This window comes from Pseudoalteromonas arabiensis (genome assembly GCF_001550155.1).
GTDB lineage: Bacteria > Pseudomonadota > Gammaproteobacteria > Enterobacterales > Alteromonadaceae > Pseudoalteromonas > Pseudoalteromonas arabiensis.
On record NZ_LRUF01000005.1, the window covers coordinates 180,145 to 193,457 of the forward strand.

General features: G+C 40.5%; 10 protein-coding genes. 7 read left to right on the top strand and 3 right to left on the bottom strand.

Annotated features, from left to right (window positions below; all coding sequences use genetic code 11):
- Position 1: 1 nt before the first annotated feature.
- From rng to PAARA_RS01565, 6 genes are all read left to right on the top strand, one after another.
- Positions 2–1,474, top strand: coding sequence for a ribonuclease G (rng, locus tag PAARA_RS01540; protein ID WP_062567321.1), 1,473 nt, complete (start codon positions 2–4; stop codon positions 1,472–1,474).
- Positions 1,474–5,334, top strand: coding sequence for a YhdP family protein (locus PAARA_RS01545; RefSeq protein WP_062567322.1), 3,861 nt, complete (start codon positions 1,474–1,476; stop codon positions 5,332–5,334). Before rng ends, PAARA_RS01545 begins: the two co-directional genes overlap by 1 nt.
- A 1-nt stretch (position 5,335) precedes the next feature.
- Positions 5,336–6,154: a carbon-nitrogen hydrolase family protein gene (locus PAARA_RS01550; protein ID WP_237128031.1), complete on the top strand. Its 819-nt coding sequence runs from the start codon at positions 5,336–5,338 to the stop codon at positions 6,152–6,154.
- The gene (tldD, locus tag PAARA_RS01555; RefSeq protein ID WP_062567324.1) at positions 6,151–7,590 is read left to right on the top strand and encodes a metalloprotease TldD; all 1,440 of its coding nucleotides are present in this window, start codon (positions 6,151–6,153) and stop codon (positions 7,588–7,590) included. The genes PAARA_RS01550 and tldD overlap by 4 nt, the downstream gene beginning before the upstream one ends.
- A 219-nt stretch (positions 7,591–7,809) precedes the next feature.
- Complete coding sequence (locus PAARA_RS01560) at positions 7,810–8,304, top strand: DUF2799 domain-containing protein (protein ID WP_228074393.1); 495 nt, start codon at positions 7,810–7,812, stop codon at positions 8,302–8,304.
- 18 nt (positions 8,305–8,322) lie between these two features.
- Positions 8,323–8,577: a hypothetical protein gene (locus tag PAARA_RS01565; protein WP_228074395.1), complete on the top strand. Its 255-nt coding sequence runs from the start codon at positions 8,323–8,325 to the stop codon at positions 8,575–8,577.
- A 53-nt stretch (positions 8,578–8,630) separates the two neighbouring features.
- Here PAARA_RS01565 and PAARA_RS01570 read toward each other — a convergent pair whose 3' ends face one another.
- The 3 genes from PAARA_RS01570 to PAARA_RS01580 all read right to left on the bottom strand — a co-directional run bounded on the left by PAARA_RS01570 (position 8,631) and on the right by PAARA_RS01580 (position 12,410).
- Complete coding sequence (locus tag PAARA_RS01570; protein WP_062567326.1) at positions 8,631–9,365, bottom strand: glutaredoxin family protein; 735 nt, start codon at positions 9,363–9,365, stop codon at positions 8,631–8,633.
- 125 nt (positions 9,366–9,490) lie between these two features.
- The gene (locus PAARA_RS01575) at positions 9,491–11,272 is read right to left on the bottom strand and encodes a hypothetical protein (protein WP_157066147.1); all 1,782 of its coding nucleotides are present in this window, start codon (positions 11,270–11,272) and stop codon (positions 9,491–9,493) included.
- A 91-nt stretch (positions 11,273–11,363) separates the two neighbouring features.
- Positions 11,364–12,410 (bottom strand): helix-turn-helix domain-containing protein, encoded by a 1,047-nt coding sequence (locus PAARA_RS01580; protein ID WP_157066148.1) that lies wholly within the window; start codon positions 12,408–12,410, stop codon positions 11,364–11,366.
- 244 nt (positions 12,411–12,654) lie between these two features.
- On the opposite strand from PAARA_RS01580, the gene PAARA_RS01585 reads away from it, so the two are divergent.
- Complete coding sequence (locus PAARA_RS01585) at positions 12,655–13,245, top strand: hypothetical protein (protein WP_157066149.1); 591 nt, start codon at positions 12,655–12,657, stop codon at positions 13,243–13,245.
- Positions 13,246–13,313 lie beyond the last annotated feature (68 nt).

Below are 13,313 nucleotides of genomic sequence, written 5' to 3' on the forward strand. Positions count from 1 at the left end.
CATGAGCACCGAATTACTGATCAACGTTACACCGAGTGAAAGCAGGGTTGCGCTGATTGAAAATGGCGTACTGCAAGAAATTCAACTAGAGCGAATTGGCAACCTAGGGATTGTTGGTAATATTTACCTCGGCAAAATTAGCCGTGTATTACCAGGCATGCAAGCTGCATTTGTAGATATTGGCTTAGACAAAGCGGCTTTTTTGCACGCGTCTGACATTGTTAACAGCGCCTCTATTGTTGAAGGTGTTGATGAGCAACCCATCAAGAAAGTACAAGATATTCGCGAGCTTGTTCGCCAAGGACAGCACATCATGGTGCAGGTGGTCAAAGATCCTCTTGGTACTAAAGGGGCGCGTTTAACGACTGATATTACGATTCCATCTCGTTACTTAGTGTTTATGCCTGATGCGACACACGTCGGTGTGAGCCAGCGTATTGAAACCGAAGAAGAACGTTTACGCTTGAAAAAAATTGTTGCTGAATACGGCGATGAAGATGGTAGTTTTATTGTCCGTACTGCTGCCGAAGGGGCAAGTGAAGCTGAGCTTCGTCACGATGCTGAGTTTCTAAAAAAGCTGTGGCAAAAAATTGTTACTAAGCGCAAAAAAGTAAGCAAAGAAAGTATTTTGCATGAAGACCTTACACTGGCGTTTCGAACTCTTCGTGATTATGTTGGCGAAGATATGGAGCGAATTCGTGTTGACTCTAAATTAACGTATCAAGAACTAAAAGAATTTACTGAAGAGTTTGTACCAATTCTATCCGGCGCGCTTGAATATTACCCAGGTGAGCGACCAATCTTCGACTTATTTGATGTTGAAACCGAAATTCAAAAAGCCTTGCATCGTAAAGTAGAGCTTAAATCGGGCGGTTATTTAATTATTGACCAAACTGAAGCGATGACCACCGTTGACGTAAATACCGGCGCGTTTGTAGGCCATCGTAATTTAGAAGAAACTATTTTTAACACTAATATTGAAGCAACATCGGCGATTGCCCGTCAGTTACGGTTACGTAACTTAGGCGGCATTATTATTATCGACTTTATCGATATGGTCAGCGACGAGCACAAACGCCGAGTGCTTCATTCACTTGAGTCAGCATTGGCAAAAGATCGCGCTAAAGCCAACATAAATGGCTTATCTGCACTAGGCTTAGTGGAGATGACTCGAAAGCGTACCCGTGAGAGTTTAGAGCATATTTTATGTGATGTTTGCCCTGCGTGTTCTGGACGAGGCTCACAAAAAACGGTTGAAACAGTCTGCTACGAGATTCTGCGTGAAATTGTGCGGGTTAATCGCGCTTATGCTGCTGATAAATTTATGGTGTATGCTGCGCCATCGGTCTCTGAGGCACTTATTAATGATGAGTACCATAACCTTGCTGAACTTGAACTATTTATTGGCAAGCAAGTCAGTATTCAAACAGAGAGTTTATATAATCAAGAACAGTTTGATGTGGTAATGATGTAATGAACACAAAGACGGTCTGCTTTTATTGTATACGCAAGGTATGGCAAGTATTTGCTATCACCCTTGTGTTGCTGGCCGTTATTGTCTCTGTTTTAAAGTATACACTTCCCTATGCCAATGATTATAAAAGCAATATTGAAACGTTTTTATACGAGCAATTTGATGTCAACCTGTCAATAGGCTCTATCTCTGCGAGCTGGCAAGGAAAGGGGCCATCATTAGTTCTCGAAAATATCTCATTTGAAGACAACCAAACATCGCCTATCGCTTTAAATATTGATAAGGCGAGTCTTGAAGTTAATCTTTGGGAATCACTTAAAACCCGTCAATTAAAGTCGAACTACTTTGTCATTAATGGTTTCCATGCCGATGTCGACTTACCAACAATGCTGGAATTAAGCAGTGAACAACAAAGTAATAGCTTTGAGCAAAAAGAACTTATCGAAAGCTTGTTTTTAGGGAAAACAGGTCACTTTGCTGTGCAAGATAGTAGCCTTAATTTTATGTTAGGTGATGGCAAAGCACGTAAACTCATTCTTGAAAACATTGTTTGGCAAAATACCCCTGAGCAGCATCAAGGCGCTGGTTCATTAGCTTTACCTGGCATCTCCGTGGGGAGCTTTGATGCGCGAATGGCATTAAATGGTTCAACACTTGAAACCATGGCGGGTGATATCTATGTAGAGGCTGCTAATGTAGATGTGTCTAAATGGCTTGCACAATTTATCAATACCGATAAACAGCAATTGCACTCAGATATGAATTTACAAACGTGGGTTAGCCTTGAAAAAGGCTTGATCAGCGATGTGAAAGTGCAGTGGCAACCTAGCTTTGTAAATTGGCAACAAAACCAAGAGTCGCATCAAATCAACCTAAGTAAAGGCGGGTTCCACTTGTTTCCTTGGCAGCAAGGGTGGCGTCTAAAAAGTACCGGTCTGACCTTTGAAAGTGATTTAAAGCAATGGCCGACACTGCAATTTGAAGCCCAACTTGGTAAGCAAAATAAAATTTGGCTTAAGCAATTTGATTTTGCTTTATTAGCCAAACTTGCCCAATTAAGTAATTTTGAAGTACTTACTCCATTTTTGGACCGCCAACCAAATGGACAATTAAGCGATGCGTATGTCGAGTTTGGACAAAGTGAACAATGGCAACTTTGGTTTAAAGGTGACCAACTAAATTGGTTGTCACTAAACGGTATCCCTGGTGGTCAAGCAATTAGAGTCGATGGCTTCATTAATCAGTCTGCTGGTCGCATACAACTTTATGGAGAAAACAACCGCTTATTGACCAACGGTAGCTTTAGCCAAGATATTGCCTATAACCAACTCAATATTGAGCTCGATTTACACCATTACACCGACGGCTGGCGTATCAGTAGTGATAATTTATGGCTTGATAACGACGAGGTGACGCTTGCAGCTGAAATGATGTTAAGCCTAACAGATGACCCTCGCTTAGATTTATATGCTGAAGCGTATGCACCTGATGCCACAGTAGCAGGGCATTATTTTCCTTTGCCTGTAATGAGTGAGAACTTAGTTAACTATTTAAATGGTGCCATTCAAGGTGGTGAAGTAAATAAAGCGCAAGTGCTCTATTCAGGACCTTTTGAAGGCTTTCCATTTAGGGAGCAACAGGGTCAGTTCGAAGTGTTAGCAAACGTCAATAGCGCAAACTATCAATTCTCACCAAGTTGGCCTGCGGTTGAAGACGCTAACGTAACGCTACATTTTGAAAATGAGCGCATGGATATCTACAGTAAGTCGGGCACGCTTGTTAATTTAGACTTGGGCGATAGCGTACATGTCAGCATTGCTGATTTAATGAATGCCGAAATGCTTAAGGTTGCGATTAATAAACGCGCTCATGGCGAAAAGTTAACGCCTTTTTTTGCTGCAACGCCACTGGCAAAACCTTTAGCAAGTGTTTTTGAAGTTGTGCAAGCTCAAGGGGAGGCGGCCGCAGAAATTGAGTTGTTGGTTAACTTACGCTCAGGGCATGTTGATGCAATAGGTGAAGTTGAGCTTGCAAATATCCCTGTATACCTTGCGCAGCCAGGTATAACCCTTAACCATATGACCGGCATTGTTAAATTTAATAATGACAAAATCGATTTCAATAATGCTAAAGCTGATTGGATGGGCATGCCGCTGACCGCTAATTTCAGCAGTGAGAACGTCGCAGATAATTATCGCGCCGAAATAGCGATAAAGCTTGCTCTTGAAGCAGAGCCATTAATCGAACAAGCACATGGTCTCTTAGCGGGTTATTTAACGGGGCAAAGTGATGTAGACATTAATGTATTACTTAACTTTCTACCAAATGACTTTAACTACCGTGCGGACGTAAGTGGTAACTTAGTGGGTCTTAGTAGTCAATTACCTGCTCCCTATAATAAAAGTAAAGAGCAAACATGGCCACTTACGGCTGTTGTGCAAGGCGACAGAATTTCAAACTTGATCACTGCGAACGTTAATGAGCAGGTTTTCTTTAATGCTATTTTAGATAATGACGAACAAAAATTTAATAACGTACATTTAATTTTGGGTGAGCAAGACCTTGGCCTTAATCGTGACGGTTTTGCTGTATCAATTGATTTACCACAGACAGAACTGACACCTTGGTTTGGTTTAATTGACCAAATTATTGCGCTCACTAAAGTAAAATCAGACTCACCAAGTGTGATGCCTACGTTTAATAACGTAACCGGTAAATTTAATAAGCTTGCACTGCACAATATCGAGTTCAATGATTTTGAGTTTCGCTTAGCACCAAAGCAATCAGACTTAGAATTAAAACTAAATGCCAAAGAATTACGCGCTGATGCACTCATTCCAACCGGTGAAACGCGCAGGCCAATTCAAATTTTTACTGACTACTTACGTATTAATTTTAATGAAGCAGCACCAGAGCAAACCAAAGATGTTGGTGAACCAGAAGACTTAAGCTGGTTAACGCGTATTCCTGCCATCGAGTTTAACTGTGAAGATTGTAAAGTCGCAGATTATCAACTTGATAAAGTCAAAAGTAGTTTAGTCGGTGAGCAAGACACACTGTTATTTACTGAAGTGCTCATTGATAAAGGCGATCATGTACTCAGAGGGAAAGGGCAATTTGCCAATGGCCAAACACGATTTACTGGTAACTTACAAAGTGACGATATTGGTGAGTTATTTGATGAGTTTGATATAACAACCACCGTTAAGGACTCAGACGCCGATATTCAATTTGATTTAGCGTGGCAAGGTGCCCCGTATAACGTTGATATACCAACACTGATGGGAGAGCTAGATTGGCGCTTAGGTGAAGGCCATCTTGCTGAGATAAGTGATGGCGGTGCGCGAGTATTTTCACTGTTAAGTTTAGACTCCTTAGTGCGTAAGCTAAAACTGGATTTCAGAGATGTATTTTCGAAGGGTTTTTTCTATAACAGTATGCAAGGGACTATGCAGCTTGATAAAGGCATTGCTTACACGCAAGATACCAAACTTGACGGTGTACCTGCTGACTTGACTATTAAAGGCCATACTAACCTAAATACCCTTGAAATTGACTATGATTTGGCAGTCGCACCACAGGTTACTTCAAGTATTCCTGTTATAGTTGCATGGATGGTTAATCCTGTAAGTGGCTTAGCGGCACTTGCCATCGATAAGGTTATTCACTCTGCCCGGGTGATCTCAGAAATTAATTTTAAAGTCAGTGGCAGTATGAGCGATCCTGAGGTGACCGAAGTCGATCGTAAAAGTCGAGAAGTTACTTTACCACAAGCTGCACAGAGCCAGCCGCAATCTTCCTCACGGTTAAAATTAAAAGACGCGGCATCATCTGCGAGTTTGCAAACCAATGAAGGCTAATATGTCGGGTCAGGTTTTAGCATTACAAATGTGTTCTGGTATCAATGCAGAACAAAATATGGCGTCTTTGAGGCTGTCATTACAGCAGTTACCTAAAACGCGTCCTTTACTGGTTTGCCTACCCGAAGCTTTTTTGATCTTTAGTAAAAGTAGCCAAGCGAGTTATCAATTAGGGCTTAAAATTGATGGTTACAAAGCACAACTTGCACAGCTGTGTAAGCAACATGATATTTGGCTAGCTGCTGGTACCGTGCCTGTTTCGCAAGATAATGGAAAATACTTAGCTGCCTCATTTTTATTTAATAGCCAAGGTGATGTAGTCGCGCAGTACAATAAAATTCACCTATTTGATGTCGATGTTGCGGACTCCACCCGATGTTATCGTGAGTCAGATGCGACACAAGCGGGTAGCGATATTGTCGTGGTTGACTCACCCTTTGGTAAAATTGGTTTAGCAGTATGTTATGATCTGCGCTTTAGTGGTTTGTTTAGTGCTATGCAGCGACAGGGTGCTGAGCTAATTTTAGTTCCTAGTGCTTTTACTGTTGTTACCGGTGCTGCTCATTGGCATCACTTATTAGCTGCCAGAGCAATTGAAACACAGTCTTATGTAGTTGCAGCTGCGCAGTGGGGAGATCATGAAAATGGTCGGCAAACATATGGCCATAGCATTATAATTTCGCCATGGGGAGATACGCTCAGTGAGCTTCCAAGTGGCACAGGGTTTATCAGTCATGAACTTGATTTAAACCAATTGAATAAGATACGCCAAGACATGCCTGTGCAGTCTCAGCAACGATTTAGAGAGCATTTATTATGAACACGGTTGAACAGCATTTATTACAAGACAGCCAGCTAACACGAGAAGAACTCGAAAAAACGCTCGCCTTTATTCACCAACATCAAGTGGACTACGCCGACTTGTATTTTCAATCAAGTCATCATGAATCGTGGGTACTTGAAGATGGCCTTGTGAAAGAGGGATCATATAATGTTGAGCGTGGGGTTGGTGTTCGTGCTGTCAGTGGTGAAAAAACAGGGTTTTCATACTCAGATGCAATCAACTTAGAAGCGTTAAATAAAGCGGCGACTGCTGCGCGTAGTATTGCAGATGCAGGTGAAAATAAAACAGTTCAAGTGTTTAGTGATGTTGCTGCAAAACAACAATATGCACCGCATCAACCTATTCAAAGCATGAGTGATAGCGATAAAGTAAACTTACTACGTGAGCTTGAAAACTATATTCGTGAATTAGCGCCTGATGCAGAGCAAGTGATTAGCTCAATGTCGGCGGTGTATGAAGAAGTACTTATTGCAGCCAGCGATGGCACATTTGCAACCGATATTCGCCCGCTTATTCGTTTAAACTGCTCAGTATTACTTGAAAAGAACGGTCGCCGTGAACGCGGTGGTGCTGGTGGCGGCGCGCGTTTAGATTATGGCTATTTTAAAGAATTAGTTGACGGTAAGCCTCGTTGGATGGGATACGCTGAAGAAGCGGTTCGCCAAGCAAAAGTAAACTTAGAAGCAATTGATGCCCCTGCAGGCAGTATGGAAGTCGTACTAGGTGCAGGCTGGCCAGGTGTGTTACTACACGAAGCGGTAGGTCATGGCCTTGAGGGGGACTTTAACCGTAAAGGCGCATCAGCGTTTAGCGGCAAAGTAGGTGAAAAGGTAGCATCTGAGCTGTGTACCGTAGTGGATGATGGCACCATTGCTGACCGCCGTGGTTCATTGAACGTAGATGACGAAGGAACCCCTGCAGCCTATAACGTACTTATTGAAAACGGTATTTTAAAAGGCTACATGCAAGATAAGCTTAATGCGCGTTTGATGGGCGTAAACCCTACTGGTAATGCGCGCCGCGAATCTTATGCTCACTTACCTATGCCACGTATGACCAACACGTATATGTTAGGTGGCGAACATAGCCAAGCAGATATTATCAGCTCTGTGAAAAAAGGCATTTTTGCGCCGAACTTTGGTGGGGGCCAAGTCGATATTACCTCGGGTAAATTTGTGTTCAGCGCATCGGAAGCCTATTTAATTGAAAATGGTAAAATCACTCAACCGATTAAGGGAGCTACATTAATTGGTAACGGCCCTGAAGTGATGCAGCAAATTTCAATGGTGGGTAATGACCTAGCGCTTGATAAAGGCGTAGGAGTGTGTGGTAAAGACGGCCAAAGTGTACCGGTAGGCGTTGGTCAGCCAAGCCTTAAAATTGACAACTTAACTGTTGGTGGTACGGCATAAAAACTTAACTTAACGTGTGTTTACGCTAGTACGTAAACACACTGCAATCCCTTATTCTTGAGTTTCTATCAATAATCTTCCCTTTTTATAATTTGTGACCTAAAATAGGTACCTTGCTTATTTTATATCGGTTAGGTCACAGTGTTTCATCGGTTCATTTATTTATGTGTATTCTTGTTGTTGCTATCTGGGTGCAGCAGTTTGTCGCACGAAGAGTGTATGCAAGCTAGTTGGCAAGAATTGGGCTATGACCATGGTGTTCAGGGGTATAGCTATGATCAGGGTAAAGACATTGTCTTTGCATGTAGAGAGTTTGGTATCACGCCTCAGTTAGAAGAGTATAAGAAAAGCTATCAACAAGGACTTGCTGTGTTTTGTGTACCAGAACATGGCTTTACCCTCGGTATTCAAGGACAAGCTTACAATGGCGTATGCAATGATGAGCACTTTAGAAGAGCATGGGAAGAGGGGAATGATCGCTATCAAATTGAAGCAAGAAAAGCAGAAATAGATCAAAGAATAGACACCATAAATTGGCAGCTTCAATCTATTTCGAATGAATTGAGCAATAAAAATAACTCAAGCGAAAAACGTAAAGAGTTGAGATATCGACGGACACAGCTAGAAAGAGAGCGTAAAGATTTAAGAAGAGAAAGGTCACTTTTACCTTTACTCGACAAGCTTCCCTCATTTCATTTTAGATATGAACTGTAATTAATTTAAGAGGATACTATGAAAAAAATATCAGTTTTAATGGCTTTTTTAATGCTTGCCGGTTGTGCCTCAGAATCCAATTTGCAAGACCATGAACAACGCGCTTTACTCGACCATCACTGTTTGGGCGGCGAAGTTGAAGCAAATTATAACTATACATTTTTTAGCACAGATGCTGATGAAATGAATAAAAGCACGGTGGACACAGTGTGTCACCCAGTGAAAACTCAATCTGAACTTGAAAAAGATATAAGAACAGGTGGTTATAACTGATCTATCAATAAAGCCTGCTGCTGCAGGCTTTATCTAGCCTATAAGTAAATAGTTTAAACAGTACTAAGCATCCAGATACCCGCCGCAATCATAAATAAGTTTTCGCTCAGAGAAATAAAACCGAGCGGCACATTACTATCTCCACCTACACAGGCACACTTGAGTTCTCGTTTATCAATGTATACAGCTTTAAACACAGATATAGCTCCAATGCTACCAATAAACAGCGAAAATGGTGCAACAGCTAAGGCGGGTAATTCAGCCACCATACCAATGGCAACATACGCCTCAATAAACGGGTAAATATAGGCATAGGGCACAACACGCATGGCGAGTAAATCATAAGTAATAAATGAATTTGAAAAACTGTATAAGTCTTGCAGTTTTTGAATAGCGAGCACAGCCATTGTCAGTGCAACAAATAGCATTATGTTCTGCATCGACAGTAAAGCGGTGCCACTAGCATAACTAAAACCACAACTCAGTAGCATGGTCACTGCGAAAATGGCTAACACGGGCGTGTAAGTTGTGCCTTGTTGCCCTGCTTCTGGCAGATTAAAAAAGTCGCGTAAATCATCGTAACCACCAATGCGCTTATTATCGATAAAGGTTTGCGGGGTGGTTTTTACATCATGCTGCTGTTTAAATTTATCGGTTTGCTCACGGTTTGTTAAATGACGGTCATCAACATCGTAACCATGACGTTCTAGTAAATCTTTTGATTTTAAACCGAATGGGCAAATATGCTCATCGGTCACCATGCGATATAAAATTGCAGACTTAGACACAGTGCCTCCTTGTAAAAAATGCCTTGTTTCTTCGTAATAATTGCTTAATTACACAGTAAACAAGGGCAAATTGTTGCTATAACTGGTTACTTTATTAACAGTTACAAGGTTTGTGCCAGCACTGTTTATTGCTTAGTTATGGTTAAAACGGCATTCATCACAGGGTCAACACCCGCAAAGTAATCTGTTGCAGATAGTGAAATAGGCAGATCGGGTGCTAACCAAATTCGATGATCTTCCGCACGGCTTTGCTGGTGGAACTGACTCGAAATAAGCCCTGTTTGTTTACTGTAAGGTAAGTTAAACCAGCCCGCTTCACCTACCACATTCGGACGGGTGCCTGATGGTTCACCTACAAAAATTGTTGGCACTATATTGGCAATCTTAACCGCTACATCATGGCCTGCCGAAAACGTATTACGGCCAATTAATATAAATAACTTACCTTGTGGTTTTAATACTTTAAAAAATGCGGCTGTTGCCACCAAAGGAGGGGTAAGCGAGCCATTACCACCACTATTATGGCGAAGGTCCAGCACCATATGTTCAATGTCATCGTGTTTTATTTGTGTTTGTAGTTGCGTGGCAAATTCAGCAAGTGTGAGATCTTTGCTATTACGCACATCATTGAATTGCACATACAGTAATTTATTTGTTTTTATTTGTTCGCTCCAAAATGGCGTGTTGTTTTTCGCTAAGTAACGAAGCGTAGGGTGTTCAGCAAGTTTTGGTAATTTAGGAAAGCCTGCAAATTGCATCGATTTTAGCGCTGGCGTAACAGTGGTGACAGCCCCTTTCGGTGACCTGAGCGTGAGTGTTACCTTATTGCCCTTGCTAATACCAAGCCCGTTTAGTACATCAAGCAAACTTAAATAATATGGGCCTAACCAAAGGGTTTGCATTTCATTATCGCGAGCATTAACACGTTTGGTTAACTCAAGGGCTTGCTCGGCTGGTGTATCGGCTAGTGCTTCAACTTTATAGCCAATATATTGCTGATAATCGCTACTGGCTTTGGTGATGTATAAGCCATCACTAAATTGATAAAACTGAAATGGTAATTGCTGAAAGTTGCCTTTTTCACCCCATGCAGGGATCAATAAATTATGACCATTGCCAAGTAGTGCTATTAGCTCCATAAACTGAAAAACAATTTGCTGATCAGTCAGGTTAGGAATCGATTTATCAATGTCTGTTACTTTTTCTGAAAACTGTTGTGGGCTCATGTTTTGATACATTGCCACGTGTAAACGGTTAATCTCCGCGACTAAAAACGCTAAATCGGCGCGCCATTTTTGATCGCGATTGAGTTCAGTACCGAGGTTATTACCCGCTAGAGATTTAAAGCTGGCTGATTGCGCAAAACGCTCAAAGTGAGGATTAGTGCCTGATTTAAATAAGCTGGTGCCTGCAAGTGTTGGTCGGTCATCCCACCTTGCAGAAAGTGCTTTTTTAAGCCAATATTCGGCTTGTTGTTGGTTATTAAGCTCAGCATACGCCTCTGCAATTTTCACCATTAAATCGTTAGGGTTACTAGCCCCATTAGCAATGCCTTTTAAGCTAGTCCCAATTGCAAGTGCGCGTTGCAAAGCATTGCTGGCATTTAGATAGTCGGCCAATTGAAAGTAACTGAGGCCAAGTAAATACCAAGTATCACCATCATGTTGATATTCATTAATGAGCTTTTTTGTGAGTTTATTCACCAGAGCCCAGTTTTGTTGTTTAGCAAATTCTATTGCCGCTGTTTTCGATTGAAAGTAAGCGATTGGGTCGCTTGCACCAACGCGACTTGGTTGCACTTTTAAGGCTTGATTCGTCACTTCTAAAGAATGATTAGTTGCTAAAGAAAAACTCGAATAGTTCATTAAAAGGATAAATGTTAGTAGTAAAAAATAGGACTTGTACATCTGGAGTCTCAAAGCTGTTTTTTTGTTTAAATTAGCGTTTTGGCTGTAAAAAAGCGTCCTAAAACAGGATTTAGGACGTTTTTTGTCTGTTTTATGAGCAGGTTTTTAGTGTTTGCTTCTTAAATTGACTCGGCGTTAATCCCGTTTCTTTTTTAAACACCGCATTAAAAGTCGATTTAGAATTAAAGCCAGCTTGAAATGCCAGTTCTATCAGGCTGAGTTTTTGAGATGAGTCTTGCTCTATTTCGCGTTTAACATCATTCACTCTATGCTGGTTGATGTACTCACAAAAGTTGTTCCCCGTTGTGCTGTTAATAGCCCAAGATATTTCTTTACTACCGAGCCCAGTTTTATTTGCTAAGTCGTTTAATGACAACCTAGGTTGTCGATAAAGCGATTCATTAATAATCAAGTTATCAATGGTTGAGAAAATTTGCTGCGCAAGTTGCTCGTCAGACGAATCAGTTTGTTCAGCTTCGGGTTCTTCAGGCAATGTGACTGGCTCGAATTGAAAGCTACTTTTGATGGTGTGAAACAACAAAAAGCTAAACATTAGCAGTAACAGTATTTCGTTTAATAAATACCAGTGCATCTTTAAATCGAGCGGCGTGATTGGTTGCACATTCATACGCAGCAAATCGAATACGACAATAATGGCAAAAATAAATAATGCTTTGATCAGCCACTTTAATTTAAGGCTCTCAGCATCTGAGCGAGCATGCATAAGTTGTTTGTGATAGCGCTTTAAAATGCCATAAGCAAAGTAGAAATAACCAAGTTGACTAAGTGAACCAAGTAAAATGATCGCTTGTGTGTAGTGGGTAAAGGCCAAGGAAATAGCCGCAGGAATTAAGTGAACCGCGTAGTGTGATGTTTTAAAGGGTTGCTTACCTGTAATCGACAAGGTAAAAAAGTAAATCATAGGCCCATACAGTAATGTAAATGCTGGGGTGATTAAGTAATCAGAAAACTCTAACCCTTCTAACAGATTAAAGGCGCATACACAGCCTTGAAATGCAAACAACAGCACCAAGGAACGACTTTGTTTTTGGCTATTAATTAATAATGCACCAAATAACATTTGAAACAGAAAGATACTCTGTACAAGGTGTACAGGGAATAAAGTGATTGATTGCAAAGTAGTTTACGTTTTTATTATTTTGACTGAGTTTAACAACTCACCCTCACTTTGTAATCATAGGCATAAAAAACTTGTGGCAGCATCATAAGTTTTTTGTTTCAATAATAAATACAAGTTGCTTTTTGTTTAACCATTTTCTTATTACTTGATGTGATTGCTAGTTACAAGAATCTGACAAGTGGTAGATGAAGCCTTTTTTATCTAGTTGGATAAATAACTTTTTAACAAGGAGTTAGATAGTTTGAAGAATATATTTTTGTGTGTACTTTTAGTGAGCACATTTGTCGTTTCTGGATGCAGTAGTATGTCGCTGGCATCAATGTATAAAATGATGAGTTTCGACCCTTTAGAAGTTGAGCCAAGCGAGGTAGTTGTTGCTGTTCAAGTTCCTGTAGGAATTGTTATTAATAATAACGATGTAGTAATTAAATTTAACGTAAAAGCTGATGATCCTAACTATAGTTTTGAGCATGAATACTTTGTCAATGTGAATGAAAAATATGAATTACCTGATGAGTTAAAACAAAAAAACAAGGTGAATAGTAACATTTTTATTTTACAGTTGAATAAAAATGACGCACTAGAAATGCGGCATGATCAGGATGTAGTAAAAGATTATAAAAAGAATAGTATCACGGGTACTATTAATATGAGTGTGAACGTCAACTCAGCATGTAAAAACAGCGACTTTTCATCTGAAAATAGTGAGTTAAATGTCTATTTGAAACTTAATAATAGGGATGATTTTTTTGCATTTATGGAAGATGTAAACGTGTTCGAGTTGGAAAGGAATGAGAGCGGTTATTATAAACCTATTTCATTTTGTTCGTAGGTGTATTTGGCTCAATTCTATAAGCTCCACTTCTATGAAAAATCGTGAGTTTTATTAAAACCTTGTGA